22 protein-coding genes and 1 pseudogene are annotated in these 22,286 nt (G+C 61.9%); 11 read left to right on the top strand and 12 right to left on the bottom strand.

All coding sequences use genetic code 11. The features are described from left to right. Positions 1-263: 263 nt before the first annotated feature. Both ILFOPFJJ_RS02905 and ILFOPFJJ_RS02900 read right to left on the bottom strand, forming a co-directional pair. A complete protein-coding gene (locus ILFOPFJJ_RS02905; protein ID WP_173509069.1) occupies positions 264-1,040 on the bottom strand; it encodes an N-acyl amino acid synthase FeeM domain-containing protein in 777 nt (258 codons plus the stop codon). A 228-nt stretch (positions 1,041-1,268) separates the two neighbouring features. Beyond that, a pseudogene (locus ILFOPFJJ_RS02900) lies at positions 1,269-3,579 on the bottom strand (putative bifunctional diguanylate cyclase/phosphodiesterase). 430 nt (positions 3,580-4,009) lie between these two features. Here ILFOPFJJ_RS02900 and ILFOPFJJ_RS02895 point away from each other — a divergent pair. Continuing rightward, the gene (locus tag ILFOPFJJ_RS02895) at positions 4,010-4,762 is read left to right on the top strand and encodes a gamma-glutamyl-gamma-aminobutyrate hydrolase family protein (RefSeq protein WP_173509068.1); all 753 of its coding nucleotides are present in this window, start codon (positions 4,010-4,012) and stop codon (positions 4,760-4,762) included. Between the two features lie 68 nt (positions 4,763-4,830). Here the strand turns inward: ILFOPFJJ_RS02895 and ILFOPFJJ_RS02890 are convergent, their stop codons facing one another. The 3 genes from ILFOPFJJ_RS02890 to ILFOPFJJ_RS02880 form a co-directional block, all read right to left on the bottom strand. After that, positions 4,831-5,796 (bottom strand): 2-hydroxyacid dehydrogenase, encoded by a 966-nt coding sequence (locus tag ILFOPFJJ_RS02890; protein ID WP_173509067.1) that lies wholly within the window; start codon positions 5,794-5,796, stop codon positions 4,831-4,833. Positions 5,797-5,819: 23 nt separating this feature from the next. After that, entirely contained in the window at positions 5,820-6,842 is a 1,023-nt protein-coding gene (locus ILFOPFJJ_RS02885; RefSeq protein ID WP_173509066.1) for a LacI family DNA-binding transcriptional regulator, read from the bottom strand. Between the two features lie 102 nt (positions 6,843-6,944). Beyond that, positions 6,945-7,442, bottom strand: coding sequence for a MarR family winged helix-turn-helix transcriptional regulator (locus tag ILFOPFJJ_RS02880; protein WP_173509065.1), 498 nt, complete (start codon positions 7,440-7,442; stop codon positions 6,945-6,947). Positions 7,443-7,556: 114 nt separating this feature from the next. On the opposite strand from ILFOPFJJ_RS02880, the gene ILFOPFJJ_RS02875 reads away from it, so the two are divergent. The 3 genes from ILFOPFJJ_RS02875 (at position 7,557) to ILFOPFJJ_RS02865 (ending at position 10,741) form a co-directional block, all read left to right on the top strand. Further along, positions 7,557-8,348, top strand: a complete 792-nt coding sequence (locus ILFOPFJJ_RS02875) for a creatininase family protein (RefSeq protein WP_173509064.1) — start codon at positions 7,557-7,559, stop codon at positions 8,346-8,348. 271 nt (positions 8,349-8,619) lie between these two features. Then, a complete protein-coding gene (locus ILFOPFJJ_RS02870) occupies positions 8,620-9,720 on the top strand; it encodes a CobW family GTP-binding protein (RefSeq protein ID WP_173509063.1) in 1,101 nt (366 codons plus the stop codon). A gap of 31 nt (positions 9,721-9,751) precedes the next feature. Next, positions 9,752-10,741, top strand: coding sequence for a WD40 repeat domain-containing protein (locus ILFOPFJJ_RS02865; protein WP_173509062.1), 990 nt, complete (start codon positions 9,752-9,754; stop codon positions 10,739-10,741). A 197-nt stretch (positions 10,742-10,938) separates the two neighbouring features. Here the strand turns inward: ILFOPFJJ_RS02865 and ILFOPFJJ_RS02860 are convergent, their stop codons facing one another. Next, the gene (locus tag ILFOPFJJ_RS02860) at positions 10,939-11,385 is read right to left on the bottom strand and encodes a glyoxalase superfamily protein (protein ID WP_173509061.1); all 447 of its coding nucleotides are present in this window, start codon (positions 11,383-11,385) and stop codon (positions 10,939-10,941) included. Positions 11,386-11,670: 285 nt separating this feature from the next. Between ILFOPFJJ_RS02860 and ILFOPFJJ_RS02855 the strand changes: the two genes are divergently transcribed. Both ILFOPFJJ_RS02855 and ILFOPFJJ_RS34920 read left to right on the top strand, forming a co-directional pair. Beyond that, positions 11,671-12,306: a LysE family translocator gene (locus ILFOPFJJ_RS02855; RefSeq protein WP_173509060.1), complete on the top strand. Its 636-nt coding sequence runs from the start codon at positions 11,671-11,673 to the stop codon at positions 12,304-12,306. Between the two features lie 153 nt (positions 12,307-12,459). Then, on the top strand, positions 12,460-12,666 hold the full coding sequence (locus tag ILFOPFJJ_RS34920) for a VOC family protein (protein ID WP_246299455.1): 207 nt from the start codon (positions 12,460-12,462) through the stop codon (positions 12,664-12,666). Positions 12,667-12,775: 109 nt separating this feature from the next. Here the strand turns inward: ILFOPFJJ_RS34920 and ILFOPFJJ_RS02845 are convergent, their stop codons facing one another. Next, a complete protein-coding gene (locus ILFOPFJJ_RS02845; protein ID WP_173509059.1) occupies positions 12,776-13,366 on the bottom strand; it encodes a GNAT family N-acetyltransferase in 591 nt (196 codons plus the stop codon). Between the two features lie 89 nt (positions 13,367-13,455). Then, positions 13,456-14,595, bottom strand: a complete 1,140-nt coding sequence (gene odc2, locus ILFOPFJJ_RS02840; protein ID WP_246299453.1) for an ornithine/lysine decarboxylase — start codon at positions 14,593-14,595, stop codon at positions 13,456-13,458. A gap of 696 nt (positions 14,596-15,291) precedes the next feature. On the opposite strand from odc2, the gene ILFOPFJJ_RS02835 reads away from it, so the two are divergent. The 3 genes from ILFOPFJJ_RS02835 to ILFOPFJJ_RS02825 all read left to right on the top strand — a co-directional run bounded on the left by ILFOPFJJ_RS02835 (position 15,292) and on the right by ILFOPFJJ_RS02825 (position 17,955). After that, positions 15,292-16,182 carry a LysR family transcriptional regulator gene (locus ILFOPFJJ_RS02835; protein WP_173509057.1) on the top strand — a complete coding sequence of 297 codons (891 nt, stop codon included), beginning with the start codon at positions 15,292-15,294 and terminating at the stop codon, positions 16,180-16,182. Positions 16,183-16,288: 106 nt separating this feature from the next. Then, the gene (locus tag ILFOPFJJ_RS02830; RefSeq protein ID WP_173509056.1) at positions 16,289-16,933 is read left to right on the top strand and encodes a DUF1007 family protein; all 645 of its coding nucleotides are present in this window, start codon (positions 16,289-16,291) and stop codon (positions 16,931-16,933) included. Continuing rightward, a complete protein-coding gene (locus ILFOPFJJ_RS02825) occupies positions 16,927-17,955 on the top strand; it encodes a nickel/cobalt transporter (RefSeq protein WP_173509055.1) in 1,029 nt (342 codons plus the stop codon). Before ILFOPFJJ_RS02830 ends, ILFOPFJJ_RS02825 begins: the two co-directional genes overlap by 7 nt. Positions 17,956-18,112: 157 nt before the next feature. Here the strand turns inward: ILFOPFJJ_RS02825 and ILFOPFJJ_RS02820 are convergent, their stop codons facing one another. From ILFOPFJJ_RS02820 to ILFOPFJJ_RS02805, 4 genes are all read right to left on the bottom strand, one after another. Further along, entirely contained in the window at positions 18,113-18,328 is a 216-nt protein-coding gene (locus ILFOPFJJ_RS02820; protein WP_173509054.1) for a hypothetical protein, read from the bottom strand. Next, entirely contained in the window at positions 18,325-19,023 is a 699-nt protein-coding gene (locus ILFOPFJJ_RS02815) for a GNAT family N-acetyltransferase (protein ID WP_173509053.1), read from the bottom strand. The genes ILFOPFJJ_RS02820 and ILFOPFJJ_RS02815 overlap by 4 nt, the downstream gene beginning before the upstream one ends. Before the next feature lie 147 nt (positions 19,024-19,170). Next, positions 19,171-19,875, bottom strand: a complete 705-nt coding sequence (locus tag ILFOPFJJ_RS02810; RefSeq protein ID WP_173509052.1) for a tellurite resistance TerB family protein — start codon at positions 19,873-19,875, stop codon at positions 19,171-19,173. A 166-nt stretch (positions 19,876-20,041) separates the two neighbouring features. Beyond that, positions 20,042-20,680, bottom strand: a complete 639-nt coding sequence (locus ILFOPFJJ_RS02805) for a 2-dehydro-3-deoxy-phosphogluconate aldolase (RefSeq protein WP_173509051.1) — start codon at positions 20,678-20,680, stop codon at positions 20,042-20,044. A 202-nt stretch (positions 20,681-20,882) separates the two neighbouring features. Here ILFOPFJJ_RS02805 and ILFOPFJJ_RS02800 point away from each other — a divergent pair, with 202 nt between their 5' ends. Both ILFOPFJJ_RS02800 and ILFOPFJJ_RS02795 read left to right on the top strand, forming a co-directional pair. Next, complete coding sequence (locus ILFOPFJJ_RS02800; RefSeq protein WP_173509050.1) at positions 20,883-21,356, top strand: CYTH domain-containing protein; 474 nt, start codon at positions 20,883-20,885, stop codon at positions 21,354-21,356. Beyond that, positions 21,353-22,261, top strand: coding sequence for a CHAD domain-containing protein (locus tag ILFOPFJJ_RS02795; RefSeq protein ID WP_173509049.1), 909 nt, complete (start codon positions 21,353-21,355; stop codon positions 22,259-22,261). Before ILFOPFJJ_RS02800 ends, ILFOPFJJ_RS02795 begins: the two co-directional genes overlap by 4 nt. Positions 22,262-22,286: the final 25 nt, after the last annotated feature.

Here is a 22,286-nt window from a genome sequence, read left to right as displayed (position 1 = left end):
TGATCCACGACGGAACCGCCTGCCGGGCATGTGAGCAGACAGTCCTTTAGCTCCGCATACACAATGCGAAAGCCATGCGCAACGAAAACTCGCCCGCAAGACTGCGGCATAAACGATATCCTGTTCGCGCTCTTTCGTTGGCTGGAACCGACCTGCCTACAGCGCCGCGCGTCCAAATCGGACGCGCAATGGGCGCTGTAGCATTTTGCATCCTGCATGTTTTTATTCTTAAACCGGCTGCGATTTAAGGAAACATTCGGTCGTCAGCCGCTCGCGGAGAAGCGAGAGGAGGCGCGACGGTAGCCGCCTTGCGCAATTCGCGCGGTCGGCAGGATCGTCAGCGGCGCGAACGGCACCTCGTTGCGGTCCGCAAACATCATCCGCCGCTCGAACGGTTCGGAGTCGAAAATCGGATAGCGATCGAGGATGGAGGGTCGTTGACCACGCACCCGCGCGACCAGCAGGGCGCCGTCGGCATTGTAGACACCCAGATTTTCCCGGCACGCCACGACCGTCTCGGAGGCAAAGATACGCTTGTAGAAGGCCGCATGGCGCGGTCGGCAAGCCGTCAGGCAGCGGTCGGCGGTGAAATATTCACAAGCCATCGCGACCGGCCGCAGCGTCAGATAGGGCAGCGCCCGCATCTCGTCGCCTAGCACCTCAGGGTCCACGGCAAGCCGGCCCGGATCGATCAGCACCATACCCGCGTCCAGGAAGGTATCGATCTCCGGACCGAAGATAATTCCGGACGTGCTTGCCCGATGGTCCGGCGTCACGTGATGGACACGCACCGTGCTGACCAGGCTTTCGTCGAGGTAGATGCCGAAGACATAGGCATGGCTGTCGAAGTCGAGGTCATCGATCAGTGTCGACCCTGTCAGCTCCATCAGGTTGACGGCCTTGTAAGCCTTGTACCTGAGCCGCGCGATGTCTTCCATGTCCTCGCCGGTTTCGACGCGCCTGTATTCGACGCGATCGAGCAGTTGCATCAGCTTCTCGGAAAAAATCCCAGGCTCCGCCTGGCGCCCATCAGCACCCATCAATCGACCCCCATAGTTAACAAAGGGTTAACCTATTGACGGTTGACGAGGTGGCAACCACAAAATGACACAGACTGCACTTAACCTTTTGTTAACCTTAACAAAGGGTTAAGTTTTATGGTAAATCCGCAAGTTGAGGACCGAAAACCATCGGCGAGAGGCCGCTGCGGGCGGAATTGCGGAGCGCGGCAGATCTTGAAACGAATGCGCCAGGGTTAAGACACGGCGTCAGGCGATGCGTTGGCTGGACGACTTCGTGGCTCGTTTCCGTGCACCTTGCTTGCACAAGGCGTCGATTGCGGAGGCCGGCATCGGTGCTGCGAAGACATAACCCTGTATCAGATCGGCGCAGTTGAACTCATTGATCAGCTGCAGCTGATCCGCAGTCTCCACGCCCTCGACAACCGTTTTCAGGCCAAGGGCACGGGCGAGATTGGCGGTGCCCCGCAGCAGCTTGAAGCGGCGCGCGTCTTCACGGATGTTGCGAACGAAGGACCGATCGATCTTGATGATGCCCGCAGGCAGCGCATCGAGATAGCTGAGGCTCGAATAGCCGGTCCCGAAATCATCGATGGCGATGGTTATGCCGCGGTCATGCAGGTCTCGGAGGATGCCCTGGACCTTGGTCGGCTCATCCATCAGGCAGCTTTCCGTCACTTCGAGGTGCAGCCGCGCCGGGTCCAGCCCCGTTTCCCGCAGTGCCTCGGTGACTATTGAAGCGATCTCGTCGCCCCTGAGATCGAGGACCGAAAGGTTGACCGACACGGATACGTCCGCCGGCCAGCGCATGCAGTCCGTGCATGCCTGGCGCAGAACATAGCGCGTGATGTCGGTGACGACCCCCATCTCTTCGGCAAGCTGGATGAACACGTTCGGGGGCACAGGCCCACGCTCCGGATGCGTCCAACGCGCCAGCGCCTCGCAGCATTCGATCCGCGATCCGTCCGGAGTGAACATCGGTTGGTAGGACAGGCTCAAGCTATTTGCGGCGAGCGCGTCGCGCAGATCGCTCTTGAGCTTCTGCCGGTCGAGATAGCGGGCGTCCATCTCGCCTTCGAAGGCCGTGCAGCCACCCTTGTTCTTTGCCTTGGTCTCCGAGAGCGCCAGATCCGCCTTGATCTGCAGTTCCTCGAAACGGAAATCGCCGCTTTCCACGATGACGAAGCCGGCGCTCATGGTCATGTTGAACGTGAAGCCGCCGGCCACGTAAATGCCACGCATGCCGGCATGCACGGCCCGGATCCGGTCTTCCAGATCGGAGGCATTTGCCTTGTTGGGAAAGAAGACCACGAACTCGTCGCCCATCAGGCGGGCGGCAATCGCATCGTTGCCCGCAAGGCTCTTGAGGCGTTCGGCGATCGCCTGAAGCAGCTTGTCGCCGACGATATGCCCTCGTGTATCGTTGACGTGCTTGAATTCCGCCACGTCGACGAGGAGAAAGCCCACGTCGCGCTGATGCCCGCCATTGGCAAGCATCGCGTTATGGGCAAGTTCGGCAAAATAGTCTCGGCTCGGCAGTCCCGTCAGCGTATCGAAGCGAACCATCTGCAGGATCTGCTTTTCCGCCTGCACGCGTGCCGTCACATCCTCGAAGATCAACACGATCTCGCCGTTGTCGCGTCGATTCGCCGAAAATTCGAGCGAGAGGTCCTGTGACGTGGAGATCAGCGCTCGCGACCGCTTTCCCTGGATGAGCAAATCGAGCTGCCGCGCGATCTTGTCCTTGTTGTCCGCGCCAAGCGACATGCGGTCGGCGGCATGTTCCAGCACTTCGCTGAGCAGGCGGTCCTTGAGATCGGCCTTGTCGCCGAGCCTCAGGAGTTCGCAGGCGCGTTCATTCGCGACCACGATGCGATTGTGGCCGTCGAGCATGAAAAGCCCGTGGGTCATGTTGTTGAGTGCCGCGTCGAACTGCCCGGCAATCGTCGCGATTTCCCGCGCGGCGAGGACATTCTCGTAAAGAAAGGCGCGCACATTGTTCGCCATCGTCCAGGTGGTCAGGATGAAAGGCAATATCAGCACCGCCAGGACGAGCATGTAGGGGTCTTGCAGGGTCAAGAGACCGACCACGATCGGCAGGCAGGCCGCCGACGACAACAAAAGGACTGCCCGTTCGGAACCATAGTTCCGGCCCACAAGCGAGATCATAGACGCGAGCGTCACCGAAATGCACGCCAGTTCGGAGAAGGAATCCTGACTGACGGCGATTGCATATCCGCAGGCAATGCCGCAGGTCAGCGTCACGCTCACGCCGCCGACGATGTATCGGTTCTCCCATTTTCTGACGGTCGCGTTGTCGGCGCCGGAAAAATCCTGCCGGTCGAACCGGGCCATGTCGATGTTGCGCAGCGCCCAAACGACGACAATAGTCGCGGCGCAGGTCAGATAGAAGGGGATCGGAGGTCTTGAGAAAGACAAGCAGGAAGGTCACGACATGCGACAGCATGCCGATCACCAGCGTCCGGCGATGTTCATAGAGCGAACTCACAGACGACAGGTAGACATCTGTCGGAAGAGCGCCCCGTTCATTGGGCATCATGAACCAAGCTCCGGGTTTGCCGGATTGTTAAGGTCGAGGACTTAACGAAAGATTTCGCCTAACTTCCCGAAAGACCTGCCAAATTGCAGGATAGCTTGCAAAACGGCATTGGGGTAGATGCACCGATTCAACCCAGTATTGTAGAAGACTCGAAATAAGCCCGGCTTTCACAACCAAGCATAGTATTTCTGCGTCAGAAATTCGGACTGCGACTTGCACATTTCTTCGACTGGCTGAGGCGCCGCTGCTTTTTTCCGGATGAAATGGTTACCCGACCTTGAAGAAATGCCCTTAATTCCTGCCGCGCTCATCTCCGGAGCCGCCGGACGAACCGGGTCGCCGGCCGCGGATCATCGGCAACGATTCTCCATAGTTGACTTTAACCAATATCTGACTGCAAGGCTTTTTCGAACGGAAACGGAGTTTGATGATGTCGAAACCTGTCGTTGCGGTCCCTTGCGACTTTCGCGAATTCGACGGCAATGTCTGGCATGTTGCCGCCCATCAATATGTGCGTGCGGCGGTCGAAGGCGCTGGTGTCATGCCATTTCTCATTCCCGCGCTGGAAACCGGCAATGACATCGATGAGATCCTCGATCGCGTCGACGGCGTTCTCGCCAGCGGCGCACGCTCCAATGTCCACCCTTCCCTCTACGGAAGGCGAGCGACGGACGCTGACGGTCCGTTCGATCCCGGTCGCGATGCCACCAGCCTGCCGCTGATCCGCCGCGCGCTTGATCGCGGCATTCCGCTGCTCGCCATCTGCCGCGGCATTCAGGAGCTCAACGTTGCCCTCGGCGGCACGCTCGCGACCGAAATCCAGGACCAGCCGGGCATCTGGGATCATCGCAAGCCCGATGTCCCCGAACTCGACGTCGCCTACGGCATTCGCCAGGACGTGATCGTCAAGGAAGGAAGCTGCCTGGCGCCCGTTCTCGGCGTCGGCCGCATCAGGGTCAACTCCCTGCACCGGCAGGCGATCGCCGCGACCGCGCCGCGCCTCGCCGTCGAAGCGGTAGCCGACGACGGTACGATAGAGGCGGTGTCGGTCATCGGCGCCAAGGCCTTCGCCGTCGGCGTGCAATGGCATCCGGAATACTGGGTGAAGACCGATGCGCCCTCGGCCTCGCTTTTCAAGGCCTTTGGTGATGCGGTGCGTGGCTATAGAGAGGCGAAGGCCTGATCTCGCTGGCTCTTTGAGACCACGCAATTCCGGACGGAAACGTTACACACTTTTCCTGGAATGCGCTTTCAGCCTTTGCGCCGGAACGGCGTTTCAACGACCGGCGTGAGGGCCTCTCCGGTCGAAAACCACGCCTTCAAATTGTCGACGACGAGATCGGACATTGCATTGCGGGTCACCACAGACGCGGATGCCACATGCGGCAGAAGCGACACGTTCGGAAGGGCCAGCAAGGCCTCCGGCACATGTGGCTCATTTTCGAAGACATCGAGCCCCGCTCCCGCGATGACACCGTTCTGGAGGGCCGCCACCAGCGCGGCCTCGTCCACGGTCGAGCCGCGGCCCACATTGATCAGCACGCCCTGCGGCCCGAGCGCCGCCAGAACATCGGCGTTGACGGCCTTCAGTGTGCTTGACGTGCCCGGTACGATCACGATCAGCGTGTCGACCGCTTCGGCAAGACTCTTGAGGCTCGAATGATATGCAAAGGCTAGCCCCTCGCGCGGCGTGCGTGTGTGGTAGGCGATCGAGACGCCGAAGGCTTCGAGTCTCCTTGCGATCGCAAGGCCAATCCGCCCCAGGCCGAAGAGCCCGATTTTGCGCCCCCGGAGCGAGAGCGGGGAAAGCGGAAAGGCCCCTTCCCGGATCCAGCGGCCCTGCCGCAGCCATTGCTCTGCCTGCGGCAGGAGCCGCAGCGTGTTGATGAGTAGGCCGATCGCGGTATCGGCGACTTCCTCGGTCAGGACATCCGGCGTGTTTGTGACGACAATTCCTCGCGCCGCCGCGCGGGTAACGTCGACGCCGTCATAGCCAACGCCAAAATTGGCGACGATTTCGAGATGAGGAAATGCATCCATGAGGTCCACCGGCAGGCGGCCGGAGACCGCTATGCCGACGACATCCGCCATGTCCGGCGCCACCAGCTCCGCATCGGCCCGTTCCATGCGCACGATCTCGAACATTTCAGGGAGCCGGTCGAGAATGCGCTGGTTGATCTTGCCGGGCACGAGAATTCTGGGACGGCTCTCGGACATGGATGCTCCTTTCAGGAACCTTTTCAGGCGGTGACGCGGAGCGGACCGGTCGACTGGCGAATGCGCATTTCCGGCTTTATCAGGTGGATGCCGTCCGGCTCATGGCTGCCGGAGAGCTTGTCGAGAAGCGCCCGCGCCGCGCTGCGGCCGACGTCGGCCTGACCGTTCCAGACTGTCGTCAGCGCCGGAGTCGCAATCGAAGCTTCCTCGAGATCGTCGTACCCGGTAACCGAAATATCGACACCCGGCACCAGCCCGGCGCGGGCGATGCCGTTCATCATGCCGATCGCCACCAGGTCGTTCCAGCAGACGACCGCCGTCGGCTTTTGCGGCAGCGACAAAAGATGCACCGCCGCCTCGAAGCCGCCCTGCTTGGAGCGAGGACCGGGAATGCGTAAGTCGGGATCGACGTCGATATTCGCCTTGCGCAGCGCGTTCACATAGCCCTGATAGCGATCGCGGCCGGTCGAGGTCTGGTCGGTGCCGCCGACCATTGCGATGCAGCGGTGGCCGAGCCCGATGAGGTGATTGGTCGCGAGCGAAATGCCATAGGCGTCATCGCCGCGGAAGATCGGCACGTCGAGTCCTTCGATCGACCTGGCGATCAGGATCGCCGGCATGCCGTTGTCCTCGGCAAGCTGGATATCTTCAGGTGGGGTGCCGATCGCCGGCGACATGATGACGCCGTCGCCGCCAAGCTGCAGCAGCGTCTCGATAAAGTCGCGCTGCTTCTCGACGGAATCGTAATGATTGGAGAGGATGAAGGTCTGCTTGTCGCGATCGAGTTCAGCCTCGATCGCCTTGAGGATTTCACCGTAGAACGGATTCATGATGTCGTGCACGACGACACCGATGATCCCCGAACGCGACGTCCTCAAGCTGGCGGCGCGGCGATTGTATATATAGCCGAGCGCCCGTGCCTGCTCCTTGATCTTGTCGCGCGTAACGGTCGCCACCAGCGGGCTGTCACGCAATGCCAGGGATACTGTCGCCGTTGAAAGGCCGAGGGTTTCCGCGATTGTCGAAAGCTTGACCTTTTGCGCCACTATGCCCCCCAATTTCAACCGATGTCGTCAGCCCGTTTTAAATCCTCTTTAAACTGTTTAAATCGCCGCCGCAATCGGGAAGTGTCACCGCAGGGGCACGGATCAATCGGGCGCCCTTGCCGCCTGCAGATTGCTGTCGACCACGCGCAGAAGTTTGAGGAGGGTACGCACCTGCTTGTCGGTCAGGCCCCGTGTGGCGAGCTTTTCGGAATGCTGCCCGGCCTCCGCAATTGTCTGCAGCCGCTCACGCCCTGGCGCGGTCAGGTAGACCTTGGTCAGCCGCGCATCCTCTTCGTCCGGGCGGCGTTCCAGGAAGCCTTGCGCCTCCATGCGGCCGATCGTGCGTGTCATCGTCGGCGCCTTGACGCCGAGCTTTGCAGCGAGAGCGCCTGCCGTCAGGCCGTCGGTCTCGGCCAGCGCGAGCATCACGCCATCCTGCCCCGCATAAAGGCCGCTTTCATGCAGATTGCGGGAAAGTACGGTGCGCATCGAGCGCGCCGCCTGTACAAGAACTGAAGCAAGGTCGTGCGGCTCGACGGCAAGCTCGTCCCTCTTCTTGCCGTTCTTGCCTTTCTTTTCGGCCTTGCTCTTCTTGCCCATTGGACCTCCCGCCGAATCCCGTACACTTCCCTTTATAGCAATACAGCTTGTGATTACGAACTGTATGACTCAAATAACAATTTTACGACAATCGGGACGGAGAACCGAAGAGAAATGTCGATGCCCGAGGCCCACTGGAACGATAATCCCGCAGACCTCGCACCTTCCGAGCGGAAGGAATGGATCGCGGTGCTGCCGCTCGGCGCGCACGAGCAGCATGGGCCGCATCTTCCCGTCGAAACCGATCGGCTGATCGCCGAGGGCATCGTTCGGCGCGTCATTGCGGCGCTCCCCCAGGACCTGCCGGCGACGTTCCTCCCGGTCGAACCCGTCGGTTATTCGGTAGAACACATGGATGCGCCCGGCACGCGCACGCTCGCCTATGACGAGGCGATCGGCCGCTGGCTCGGGATTGCCGAAAACCTCCAGCGTCTCGGCATCCGCAAATTCGTGATGCTGAACGCCCACGGCGGCAACTCGCCGTTGATGACGATCGTCGCGACCGAGGCGCGGGTGCGCTTCAACATGCTCGCGGTCGCGACGAGCTGGACCCGTTTCGGGCAGCCGGAAGGGTGGATCAGCGCCGAGGACAAGGCGCTCGACGTCCACGGCGGCGACATCGAGACGTCGGTCATGCTGGCGCTCCACCCGGACAGGGTGGACACGACGCGGGCCGCCCGGTTTCCCTCCCGCCAGAGCGACTTCACCGCCCGCTTCAAGCATTTGCGCGCCTACGGTCCGCATGCGTTCGGCTGGAAGATGTCCGACCTTAACCGGGAGGGCGCCGCCGGCAACGCCGGCGCGGCGACTGCCGCGCGTGGTGATCTCCTCCTCGCCCACGCGGTGAAAGGCATCATCGAACTGCTTGAGGACGTGAACGCTTTCGACGTCGACGAACTTGCCTAAGACCGATGTTCGCCCGCGGGCAGACACGACAACATCCGGAGAACCTCCTCGTGACGATGGGCGTCATCGGCGGTCTGGCGCTCGCTTGCAACTCGGAAAGCCGGTCTGGAGCTCCGGCGACCCGGGCGTGATGACGATAGCATTTCGAGCGAAGGACGAGAGGCGAGCGCGCGACGAAATCGTCCGCCACTATTTGCGCATTGTCCCGTCATCTCCTATATGAGGACGCGACATTGATGCCCGCGGCGCATCGCCAATCCTCGAGGCTCCCATGACCGAAACATCCACGCAGAAGCCGATCCCCGTCACTGTGCTCACGGGCTATCTCGGCGCCGGCAAGACGACGCTCCTCAACCGCATCCTCAGCGAGAACCACGGTCGCAAATACGCGGTTATCGTCAACGAGTTCGGCGAAATCGGCATCGACAACGACCTGATCGTCGAGTCGGACGAGGAAATCTACGAGATGAACAACGGCTGCGTCTGCTGCACGGTCCGCGGCGACCTCATCCGTGTGGTCGAGGGGCTGATGCGCCGTCCGGGCCGCTTCGATGCGATCATCGTCGAGACCACCGGCCTTGCCGATCCGGTGCCGGTCGCGCAGACCTTCTTCATGGATGACGACGTGCGCGCCAAGACCGAGCTCGACGCGGTCGTCGCACTGGTCGACGCCAAGCACCTGCCGCTGCGTCTCAAGGACAGCCGCGAGGCCGAGGACCAGATCGCATTCGCCGATGTCGTTCTCTTGAACAAGACCGATCTGGTGACACCGGAAGAGCTGGAGCGGATCGAGGCGACTGTGCGCGTCATCAACCCGTCCGCTCGCATATACCGCACACAGCGCTCCGAGATCGACCTGACGAAGGTGCTCGACCAGGGCGCCTTCAATCTCGAGAAGGCGCTCGAAAACGATCCGCACTTCCTCGATCAGGATGAGCATCACGATCACGTCTGTGGTCCCGACTGCGATCACGACCACCACCATCATGATCATGATCACCACGATCACGATCATCATGACCATCACCATCACCATCATCACCACGATCATGGCCCCTCGCCCATTCACGACGTGACGGTGCAGTCGATCTCGCTGCGCGGCGGCGAAATGAACCCCGATCGCTTCTTTCCGTGGATCCAGAAGATCACCCAGACCGACGGTCCGAATATCTTGCGGCTGAAGGGCATCATCGCTTTTGCCGGCGATGCCGAGCGCTATGTGGTCCAGGGCGTGCACATGATCATCGAGGGCGACCACCAGCGCGCCTGGAAGGACGGCGAAAAGCGCGAGACGCGACTCGTCTTCATCGGCCGCGATCTCGACCGCGAGAAGCTCGAGCGCACCTTCAAGGCCTGCGAGGTCCAGGCATGAGCCCGAATAAACAAGAGAGCCTGGCCAACTAATGCCGACAGTCGCTCCGCTCGATCTCGAAGGCCACGTCGTCGGCGTGGCCTTCCTCAAGGACACACCCTTCTTCGCCGAAGCCTCCGGCACCATCCATCGCCTCGACCATGGTCACAGGACCATTGAAGCCCATGACGGCCTGCTCTCGCTCGACCGTGACGAAGCGAACGACAGCCTTCTGACCGGCGGCGAGGATGGCAAGGTCATGCGCATTCTCGCCGACGGCACGACAAGCCTCGTTGCCGAAGCGCCACGCAAGTGGATTTCGCAGGTCGCGGCCGGGCCCCAGGGCGCCGTCGCCTATGCCTATGGCAAGACGACACATGTTCGCCTTGCGGACGGCACGACAAAGGATTTTCCCGAGGAGCGCACGGTCGAGGGCATTGCCTTTGCACCGAAAGGCCTGCGCATCGCCGTTGCCCGGTACAACGGTGTGTCCATGCATTGGGTGGCGATCGCCGGCCAGCCGGCCGATCTCGAATGGAAGGGCGCCCACACCGGCGTCACATTTTCTCCCGATGGCCGTTTCGTCGTCACCAGCATGCAGGAGAACGCGCTGCACGGATGGAAGCTCGATGCCAAGGCGGGGGCCGAAGCGCGCCACATGCGCATGACCGGCTATCCGGCCAAGGTGAAGTCGCTGTCCTGGTCAGCCAAGGGGAAGTGGCTTGCCTCTTCCGGCGCGCCAGCCGCTATCGTCTGGCCGTTCCAGGGCAAGGACGGACCGATGGGCAAGGCGCCGCTCGAACTCGGCACCCGCGCCAACATCATGGTGACGGCGGTCGCCTGCCATCCGGCCGAGGACGTCGTCGCTATCGGCTACGAGGACGGCATGATCCTCGCCGCCCGCTTCGCCGACAGCAAGGAAGTGCTGCTGCGCCGACCTGGCAAAGGTGCAATCACTGCCATGGCGTGGAGCAAGAACGGCCGCCAGCTCGCCTTCGGTTCGGCGGCCGGCGACTGCGGCGTGGTGGATCTTGCTGGATAGCCTGTCTTCCGCAGTGCAGGCTGAAGGCCCCTCACCCTAGCCCTCTCCCCGCAAGCGGGGCGAGGGGACGCCAGACGGCAATAATTATTCCTTGATTTGGTGGCGAAGCGGCCGCCAATGTCCCTCCTCCCCGTCTGCGGGGAGAAGGTGGCGGCAGCCGGATGAGGGGCGAATTGCAATCCGCTTCACCGTAAGCCTCACCACTCGAGTTCCAGATGCGGCCGCCCGTTCGAGGTCTTTTCGACCGTCCGCCCGTTTTCGTCTATCGTCGCCGTCACCCTCTGGCGAAACGCCGAGAAGCTTTCGAACGTCACGACGTCGACCGGCTCGTGGAACTTGAACGTCAGGCGATAACGGCTCGGCTCGGCGCTTATCGCATGGACCGAGAGGATTTCCGCCTCGAAAGCCTGGCCGAGATAGTGGCCCTTCACCCGCGACCCCAGCATCCAGGGATTGAACGGCTGGCGGTTGCCGGCGGCGGCGTGAAGCGTATTCCAGTCGCGGTAGCCGTATTGCGCGGCGACGAGTTCGAGCGACCTGGAGTGGCTGATCGCTTCGCCCTCGGCCGCGAGCCGCGACCGCAGGCGCCTAGCCTGCTCCTTCAGCGCATCGAGTGCGGGGAGCGTCGGTTTTCCATGCGTCATGACAGGGTCTCCTGTTGCGGCATGCAATTTCAGGATGGGTGCCCGCATTGCCATCGGTTCGCATGCCGTTTCGGCGTGACCGTGTCGAAAAGAGGGACTTCACCAAAGCTTCAAGCTCGCGGACGGCTGGGGCCCTCGCCCATCGCCTCCATAGGGGAAGGCAGGAAGGCTGTCAAACGCGCGTCGCTCGCAGCAACGATGGCGACGACCTCACCAAGGAGGCGAACCACGCTTGCGCGCACGCCAAAGCTGTGAGAGGACTTTGCGTCGCGAAGGGAGGACACCATGAGTGAAGTCACCATTCTTGCATTCGCGCTCGTCGCTTTCATCGGCATCGCGACCCCCGGACCAACCGTGCTTCTTGCGCTCACCAATGGCTCTCGCCATGGCGTAAAACGGGCGATGTCAGGCATGATCGGCGCCGTCCTGTCCGATTTCGTGCTGATCGGCGCCGTGGCGCTTGGTCTCGGCGCGCTGCTGGCCGCGTCCGAGTTCTGGTTCACGGTCGTCAAATGGCTGGGAGCCGCCTATCTCGCGTTCCTCGGCATCATGCTGCTGCGCTCCCGCGGCACACTGGACATCGCCACCGATCGCGAGAGCGATGGCGGCGCGGCCACGACACGCGCGATCTTCCTCAAGAGTTTCCTTGTCGCAGTCACCAATCCGAAGGGCTATCTGTTTTTCTCGGCCTTCCTGCCGCAGTTCATCGAGCCTGCCCTGCCGCAGGCGTCGCAATACGCGGTACTCGCCACCGTCTTCGCTTCGATCGATTTCGTGGTGATGTTCGGCTATGCGCTGATCGGCTCCCAAGCGGTCCGGTTCCTCAAGCGATCCGGCGCCATCTGGCTCGATCGTGTGTGTGGAGGCGCCCTCCTGGCACTTGCGGGATCGCTGGCATTTTACCGGCGCGCTGCGAACTAACCTGCGGCATCGGAGGACGGCGCATGATCGGATACACGATGGTCGGAACAACGGATCTGAAGCGGGCCGAGCGATTTTACGACCCGTTGATGGCGCTGATCGGTCAGGAGCGCTGCTATTGTGATGAACAGGTTACCTCCTGGGGGCGGAGGGATGACGGCCCTTCTCATCGAAAGCGCAGACTTGATCAACCGGATGTTCGAGATCGCGATGGAGTGCGGGGGCCGGGACGAGGGGAAACCCGGCTTCCGCCCGCAATATGGCGATGGCTTTTACGCGGCCTACGTGCGTGACCCAGATGGCAACAAACTTCCTTTTGTCTGCTACGATGCCAGGAAACAATCGGCGTCCCGAACGTGAAGGCAACGCGGCCGGAAGCAGCGCCCCCAAAACACTACAGCGCCCCCGCGCCATTCCGGCGCAGGAGCGCTGTTCGTTGTCCGCCTCCGCAGGGTGAGAGGCGGAGATCTCAGGCGGCGCGCTTGAGCGGCGGCAGGGCGAGCTTGCGGCCGCTCGCCACCAGCAATCCAGCCGCGCCATCGAGCCAACCGTCCTTGAGCTCAAGCGCCAGGAAACGGTTACGCTCGAACGGTCCCGGCATGACGAGATGCTGCGCCCGCGCGGCGAAGAAGCCGAAACGTTCGTAGTAGGCGGCGTCGCCGACGAGCAGGATTGCGCCATGACCACGGTTCTTGGCTTCCTGGATCGCCACCCGCATCAGCATGCCGCCGATGCCCCTGCCCTCATGCGCCGGGTCGACGGCAAGCGGGCCGAGGAGAAGCGCGGGAACGGGATGGCCTTCCGGGTTCACGCCCGCCTCGACATTCCAAAGACGGACCGTGCCGATCACGTGACCGTCCTGGTCGCGCGCGACAAGGGCAAGCCCCTCGGCCGGTACGCGGCCGCGGCGCAGCTTTTCCGATGACTTCCGGCGACGGTCCGGGCCCATCGCGCGGTCGAGCAGGCTTTCGCGTGCGACGACGTCGCCCGGATTTTCGGAGTCAATCACAAAGGTGGACGGCGCGAAGAACGCGCGCATGGCATCAACAACAGCGGCCATCGGGGCCTCCCGTCATCAAAACCGCTTCAGGCGGATCGGATAGGAATTGTGAAATTGCCGCTCCCACTTCATCGCGGGAGCAGGCAGGATCAGATCACATAGGCCTTCAGCGGTTCGAAGCCGTTAAAGGCGACGGCCGAGTAGGTCGTCGTGTAGGCGCCCGTGCCTTCGATCAGAACCTCGTCGCCGATCGTCAGCGAGATCGGTAGCGGGTACATGTTCTTCTCGTAGAGCACGTCGGCCGAGTCGCAGGTCGGGCCGGCGAGCACGCAGGGCTCCATCACGTCGGCGTCGCGTGCCGTGCGGATCGGGTAGCGGATCGCCTCGTCCATCGTCTCGGCGAGACCGCCGAACTTGCCGATGTCGAGAAAGACCCAGCGGTGATTGTCGTTGTCCGACTTCTTCGAAACAAGCACGACTTCCGCCTTGATCACACCCGCATTGCCGACCATGCCCCGGCCCGGCTCGATGATCGTCTCCGGGAGCTTATTGCCGAAGTGCTTCTTCAGCGCACCGAAGATCGCCTGGCCATAGGCTTCGGCCGACGGCACGTCCTTGAGGTACTTCGTCGGGAAGCCACCGCCCATGTTGACCATCTTGAGCTCGATGCCCTGTTTGGCGAGCTGCACGAACACGCGCTTGGCGTCGGCAAGCGCCGAATCCCAGGCGTCGAGCTTCGTCATCTGCGACCCGACATGGAACGACACGCCGTAGGAGACGAGGCCGAGCTGATGTGCGTAGACGAGCACGTCGACGGCCATCTGCGGCACGCAGCCGAACTTGCGCGACAGCGGCCATTCCGCACCTTCGCCATCGGTCAGCACGCGGCAGAAAACGCGTGCGCCGGGAGCGGCACGCGCGACCTTCTCGACTTCCTCATGGCTGTCGACCGCGAAAAGGGACACGCCCAGCGCAAAAGCGCGGGCAATATCGCGCTCCTTCTTGATGGTGTTGCCATAAGAAATGCGTTGAGCGGTCGCACCGGCATCAAGCGCCATTTCGATTTCAGCGACGGACGCGCAATCGAAATTGGAACCGAGACCGGCGAGAAGGCGCAGGATTTCCGGCGCCGGGTTGGCCTTGACGGCATAATAGATCGAGCTGTCGGGCAGCGCGTGGCGGAAGGCCTTGAAATTGTCGCGCACGACGTCGAGGTCGACAACGAGGCACGGGCCTTCCGGTCGTCGGGTGTTCAGGAAGTCGATGATGCGTGCGGTGGTCATAGCCATATTCCCCTGATCCATTAGACTCCACAACTGTGGAGGACAAAGGGCATACGCGCGCTTGCACTGGTGCCAGCCGGTGGAGACCCCGGAACCATGCATGCGCTCGATGCGCGAAACGGTGAATCGAAGCCCGCGAAGGCTAAGATTCGGCTTTGTCTGCCATGGATTGGAGGGAGTATCCCAACCGCACTTCCGGCAATGAAGGTGTGCCTCTTCAGTAACCCCGGCTGTTGGAAAGCCGGCAGACACCAGAAAGGCCCGCACCGTCGTTGCTTCAAGATGTCCTCGCATTTCCCGGTTGGCCGGAATAGCGACTGGAGGGGTTAGTTCCAGGTACCTTACCGATAACCTCACCTAATCGAGGGTCGGCGGACACCCACAGGCACGTGCGACTTTGGGCAAGGGCGTAGGTAAGAAAAAACCTTGTCGTAATCAAGAGTTTTTTGCGTTCCGCAGTTGAATTTTTTCCGAACCCGACGACATTGTCGGTGTTCACATTCACTGAACAATCGAACCTGCCGGAACGGCCGCGCTAAGCCATTGCAGACAAAAGGACTTCCTCCGAAATGCGAAGCAAGGGCGCAGACACAAACCGGCGCAAGGTCGAGCGCAGGCGGCCCGGCGTCGCACACGTCCTCCGGCAGGCGAGAGATTGCGGGCGAATCAGCCCGGCGAATATGAGATGAAAGAAGGTCAGCCATGGACACCTTGACCCGAATCCGTGCCTTCATCGACGTCGTGGACGCGGAAGGCTTTTCCGCGGCCGCCCGGCGCGTCGGGAAATCCAAGGCGCTTCTGTCGAAATACGTGCGTGAACTGGAAGACGAGCTCGGCGCCCTTTTGCTGAACCGCACGACGCGGCAATTCTCGCTGACCGAGGCCGGCCACACCTACTACCGAACGGCCTCCGAGATCCTGAAGGAAATCGACAACCTCGCCGATCTCGTGCGCGCCAACAATTCCGATCTGCGCGGACGGCTGCGTATCACCGTGCCGCGGACATTCGTGGATGCGGAAATCGGCCAGTCGCTGATCGACTTCGGCAAACAGCATCCTGAATTATCGCTCGAAATCGTATCGGACGATCGCTTCATCGATCTTGTGGAAGAAGGCTTCGACGTGGCGGTCCGCATCACCCGACTCGAGGATTCGACACTGATCGCCCGCAAACTCGACGACTTCCAGGTGCTGCTCTGCGCCTCGCCGGACTTCGTGGCGAAGGTCGGCCCACTCAAGCATCCGAGCGAACTCTCGAAGATCCCGTGCATTCTCGATACCAACGGCCGGTCCTATTCGAACTGGCGCTTCGTCGAGCCGGACGGCTCGACCTTCACCGTCCCGGTGAACGGGCCGATCGAGGTCAACAGCCCGCTTGCCTCCGCGCGCGCCGCCGTCACCGGCATCGGGATTGCGCCGGTTCCGGATTTCATCGCCCGGCCGAAGATCCTCTCCGGTGAGTTGGTGACGTTGTTCGATGACTTCCTGCCGAAGGACCGCGGTATCTACGCGATCTATCCTCATCGGCGTTATCTGCCGGCCAAGGTGCGCACCTTCGTCGATTTCCTCCACGGCTGGTTCCGCTCGCGATGACCGTGCCAGGGCGAAACGCTGCATCGCCAAGTCCCAATTCCGTCCCATTTGCAGTACATTCGGAAGACGATTCGTCCGGCTCGGGCCAAAAAGGATTTCCACTCCCATGAAAATGCAACGCCTCGTCATGGCCGGCCTCGCGACGCTCGTTGCGCCCGCCCTGGCTGTCGCCCATCCGCACATTTTCGCCGAAGCACGGCTGGAGATCGTTTCCGACGACAAGGGCGAGATCGGCGAGCTGCGCAACGTCTGGCGCTTCGACGAACTGTTCTCCGCAAGCGTCGTGCTCGACTTCGACAAGAACTCCAATGCGACCCTCGACCCGGACGAACTCAAGGAGGTCGGCCAGACGGTTCTCGAATCCCTGTCGGAATACAATTACTACACGACGATTTCCGACAACGGCAAATCGGTGAAGGTGAATAAGCCCGACAGCATTACCGTCGACTACAAGGACAACCAGCTCCTGATGATGTTCGCGGTCAAGCCAGCGGAAGCGCTGCCTCTCAAGGGCAAGCTCTCCTTCGGCGTCTATGACCCGACGATGTACACGGCGATGGACTTCCCGACCGATGACGATCTGACGGTCGTCGGCGACAAGATCGAGGCTTGCGAACATCAGGTGGTGCGGCCGGATCCCGACGAAGTGCTCGCCGAAAACAAGGACACGCTGACCGACGCCTTCTGGAACGACCCTACCGGCACCGACATGTCGAAGCTCTTTGCAACCAGGATCGAGATCAAATGCTAAAGCCACGCAGGATTGGCGGACCGCTGGCGGCTGCGCTCTTGCTCGCGGCCCTTTCGGCGACGGCAGCCGCAGCCCAGTCGCCGCTCGGCATCGGCACCGCCGAACCGTCTGTCCAGACGACGGGCTTCCTAGGCGGTTTCTTTGCCTGGGTGAACATGGAGCAGCAGAGCTTCTACCGGCTGCTCACGGGCACGCTCAAGGGCATGCGCGAGAACCCGTGGCAGCTCTGGTCGCTGATCGGCCTCTCCTTTGCCTACGGCGTTTTCCACGCGGCGGGACCGGGGCACGGCAAGTCGGTCATTTCCTCCTACATGATCGCCAACGAGACGGAACTTCGCCGCGGCGTCCTTCTCTCCTTTTTATCGTCGATGCTGCAAGGAGTGGTGGCGATCCTGCTGATCGGCGCCGTCTATCTCCTGTTGCGCGGCTCGTCGATCAGCATGACGGACGCGACCCATTCACTGGAAGTCGCCAGCTACGCGCTGATCGCGGCTTTCGGAGGCTGGCTGGTCTTTCGCAAGCTGCGCTTGATGGCGCGGCCTGCCCTTGCTACCACCGGCGCCTCGCATACCGGGCACGATCATGTCCATGACCACCATGACCATGGCGATCACCACCATCATCATGCGCACGCTGTCGGCGAGGTCTGCGCGACCTGCGGCCATGCGCATGCGCCCGACCCGGCAATGCTGAAGGGCGATCGTTTTGCGCTGAGCGAAGCCTGGTCGGCAATCGTCGCGGTCGGCCTGCGTCCCTGCTCCGGGGCACTGATCGTACTCTCCTTCGCGCTCTTGAACGGGCTTTATCTCGGCGGCGTTCTCTCGGTCTTCGCCATGTCGATCGGCACGGCGATCACCGTCTCGATCCTCGCTACCATGGCCGTCACCGCCAAGGGTTTTGCCGTGCGTTACGCATCGAGCACTTCTGCCGCAGCACGCATTTCCAACGGCATTGAGATCGCCGGCGCCGCGATGGTGCTCGTGCTTGGACTTGTACTGCTGGGCGCTGCGCTTCAGGGATAGAGCATCCCGCTTTCACATGGAATCACAGAAGCGGATAAGATGCTCTACCGCGCCGCGCGTCCAATCGGACGCGCTAAGGTCGCTGTAGAGAACAATTCCAGGAAAAGTGTTTAACGGTTTTCCGTCCGGAATTGCTCAGTTTCAAGAGTGAGGTGCGTCACTGTCCGCGCCGGCGCTGATGGCGGGCGCGCAACCAGAAAATCAGGAAGAAACCGAGGACGAAGAGAGCGCCGAAGGCGGCGGCGAGCCATGGCGAAATGTCGCCGAGCCAAAGCATGATCGACGGCAAGGCAAAGAAGCCGACGGCGACGACGACTAGAATGACCGCGGCCGCGATTGCGGCGGACCTTTCCCTTTTCTCAGGCGGTTTCAAGCTCGCTCCTTTGCTGCTAGATCGACGCGAATATCCTCGAGGCGGCGCTTTTGGCGGCCATCACCATCGAAGTTTTGAGGCGACAGCCAAGCTTCGAATGCAGTCTTGATGAGCGGCCATTCGCCGTCGATGATCGAGAACCAGGCGGTATCGCGGTTGCCATGCTTTGAAATCATATGCTGGCGGAAAATGCCTTCGAACGTGAAGCCGAGACGCGCTGCAGTGGCGCGGCTCGGTTGATTTTCACTGTGGCATTTCCATTCGTAGCGGCGGTAGCCCAGATCTTCGAAAACATGCCGGGCCATCAGATAGTGCGCCTCCGTCGATAACGGCGAGCGCGCCATGGCCCGCCCGTGGGCCACACCACCGACTTCCACGACGCCATTGGCCGGGTCCGCACGCATGTAATTTGCCATGCCGACCACCTTGTCGGTCGCCTTGTCGCGAAAGACCTCTGTGATCCAACCGGACTTTTGCTGGACCGAGTTCAGCCAGGCGTCGAAATCTCCAATGCCGGAAAAATCGTCCTGGGTGAAATATTTCAGGAGCGGGTTGATCGCCATGCCGCCGAAGGCGTCGTGCCAGAGCGCTTCTAGATGCGCCGCCCGATCATAGGGCTCCAGCCTGACGTATCGCCCCTCGATAAGAACCGGCTGCGGCGCCGGACATCCCTTCCAATTGGCTAGGTCACGCATCGATTGCTCCCGCGTTTTCATTTGCCCTTCGCAATAGGACAGACGCCTGGCCGTTACAAATTCAAACTGGTGATGGACCCATGAAGCGGAACGAATGGGAGGGGAGCGTTCCCCGCTCCCCGGTGTCTCCGTTGCGCGCCGCCGGGATCAGGCGGGAACCTTGGCTCCCGAGACTGTTGCCTCGATATGGTCGACAAGCGCGTCGGCGAGCCCGAGCCGACCGGCGAGCAGGTCGAGATAGCCGCGTTCGGACCGGCTCTCCGGCTCGATCGCAAGACGCGACGCGGTATAGATCTCGACGCGCTGCTCCTCCGTCTTGGCGGCAGCGACGATCGCATCGAGATCGACCGGATTGGCGAGCTCCTCCTCAAGGAATGCCGCCGCATCGGCCGAGAGGCCGGAAACCGACAGCTTGCCCATGATGTGAGCACGCTCGGTCTCGTCGATATGGCCGTCAGCGCGGGAAGCGGCGATCATGGCGCGCACCAGGATCAGGGCAAAGTCGTTGCTCACCGCTGCCGGTGCCGTAAAGCCGGAGTCTGCCGGCGGCGGCAGGAGCTCCGGCGTCGGCTGCGAAGCCGGTTCGGCGGCCGGCGACTTGCCGGCCTGGTAGTTCTTGTAGGCCTGATAGCCGAGCCCGGCGACCGCGGCGAGACCACCAAGCACCGCCGCGTTGCCGGCGAGCTTGCGGCCGGATTTCGTTCCCAGAAGAACCGCCGTGATCGCGCCCGTAGCAAGCGGATTATCCTTGGCAAGCCTGGTCACCTGATCGGCCCGGTCGCGCACCGTGCCGCCGGCGCCAGGCACCTGCGAACCCAAGAATTGATCCAGCAACTTCTTCGCGTCGAACATGGCTTCGCTCCTCTTCGGTTACCGCGCGACGGCGATACAGGAAACGCTCGCCCCGCGTCGTCGTCGGCGGATTGAGACATAGGAACGTTGCGAGAAAAATACAATTCGCGTTGAACACGAAAAAGGCCGGGGCGCCGGCCTTCGCACGCTTCGGTGTTGCGTGAAATCAGCCCTTGAGGGCGTAGGCTTCTGCGGCAAGCTTGGTAATGCCGGCCCAATCGCCTTTGGCCACCAGTTCTTTCGGCGCCACCCAGGAACCGCCGACGCAGACGACGTTCGGTAGCGAGAGATAATCGCGCGCGTTGCCAAGCGAGATGCCGCCAGTCGGGCAGAACAAGGTGCCGGCGAGCGGCGAGGAAAGCGACTTCAGATAGGCAGCACCTCCGGCCTGCTCGGCCGGAAAAAATTTCATGACCTGATAGCCCTCCTCGCGCAGCCCCATCACCTCGCTCGCCGTCGCCGCACCCGGCAGCAGCGGCACTTCGTGGTCGTTGGCGACGTCGATCAGTTCCTGCGTCGTGCCGGGGCTGACGATGAACTGCGATCCTGCCTCCACGGCCTGCTCGAACTGGGCGGCGTTGAGAATCGTGCCGGCACCGGCGACAGCGCCCTCGACCTCGGCGGCGACCGCCCGGATCGCTTCCAGCGCCGCCTGCGTGCGCAGCGTGATCTCGATCGCCTTCAGGCCGCCGGCGACCAGTGCCCGCGCCAACGGCACGGCCGTTGCAGCATCGTCGATGACCAGCACCGGAACCACCGGTTGCAGCTTGAGGATGGAGAGAAGCTTGTCGGTTTTCGCGCTCATGCCGGTCACCCTTTTAAAACGATTGAATGTTCCGCTTCGCATACCCTCCCCGGCCGTGCTTGTCGAGACCGAAGGTCGTGAACACACCCTCGCCTTATAACAGCGAAAAATAAAATATCATCGGCAACAAAGAGATGGCTTGAGCCTTGATGATAAAACGATAGTTTATCCGCAGTCCACCTCTCGAAATGGCGGGAAATCCATGGCGAAGGAGATAGAGCGTAAGTTCCTGGTCGCTGACGGCGGTTGGCAGGAGCACGCGGACAGGGGCATAAAACTACAGCAAGCCTACGTCGTTACCATGGAAGATCGCTCCGTCCGTGTGCGGATCCATGGCAACAAGTGGGCGCGCCTGACCATCAAGATCGGCAAGTCGGCACTCGTTCGCAATGAATACGAATACGATCTGCCCATGGACGATGCTCGGGAATTGCTGACCCAGGCGGTCGGCATCGTCATCGAGAAGCGACGTTATCGCGTCCCCCACAAGGGTTTCACCTGGGAGGTCGATGTCTACGAGGGGGCGCTCGCCGGGCTTGTCGTCGCCGAGGTCGAGATGAAGCGGGAAACGGATTTGCCGGCCCTGCCGAAATGGCTGGGGCGCGAGATTACCGGAGACCGCCGCTATTCCAATCAGGCGCTTGCCACAGAGGGGCTGCTGGAAGCGCAATCATGAGTTATGCGTTCAATCCCGGCTGGCCTTTCACCGAGGATTTTCGGGCTGTCGGGGCCGAACAGATCGAACACGCGGTGGCTGTGCTCGAGCATCGGCCGCAAGGCGTTCACGAAGCAATTCACGATGCCCGCAAGAACTTCAAGCGCCTGCGCTCGCTCTACCGGCTTGTGGCATCCGACGCGCCGCTGTTCCAGAAGCAGGAAAACGCCCGTATACGCGCGATGGCGCGAAATCTCTCGACCGCCCGCGACGCTGCCGCACTCGTCGAGAACATCAACTACCTGCGCGGGCAGACGAAGAGCGACGAACAGAGTACGGCCCTCGACCAGGTCTACACCATTCTCGCGGAACGCCGCGACCGGATCGCCGAGAGCGAAGCGGACATCGAAGTCAAGATCGCCTCGACAATCATCGACTGCGAGCAGGCACTTGCCGCACTCGCGCATGTTACGTTCAACGACGGCAAACGAAACTCCGCGGCCCGGCTGAAAAAAGGCTGGCGTCGTACCCTGAAGCGTGCTGCGTGCGCGAGGGCAGCCTGCGAAGCGGGCACCGACGCCACGCTTTTCCACGAGCTGCGCAAGCAAGCCCAGGACTACCGCATGCAACTGGCGCTGATGCGGGAGATCTGGCCCTCGGCAATGGGGGCGAAGAGGACGGAAGCCAAGGCGCTCGTAGACGTGCTCGGCCATTTGAACGACCTCGCCACGCTCACATCGCTGATCAACGAGGAGCCGGGCCTTGCCGGCAGCAGCCAAAACCAGGCACACCTCCTTTCCGCTGTTATCACGCGGGAAGAGGCGCTGAGAGCGGAGGCGCGGCAACGGGCGGCGGCGGTCTTTCTCGACAAGCCAAAAGATGAAAGCCGAACGATCGAGCTGCTCTGGCTTGAGGCCGGACGGTAGAGTGGCGTGCGGCTTCATTCTGCCG

Source organism: Sinorhizobium psoraleae, assembly GCF_013283645.1.
In the GTDB taxonomy this organism is placed as follows: Bacteria; Pseudomonadota; Alphaproteobacteria; order Rhizobiales; family Rhizobiaceae; genus Sinorhizobium; species Sinorhizobium psoraleae.
Note: the sequence above shows the minus strand (reverse complement) of the source record. Positions and strands in the feature narration are given on the sequence as shown.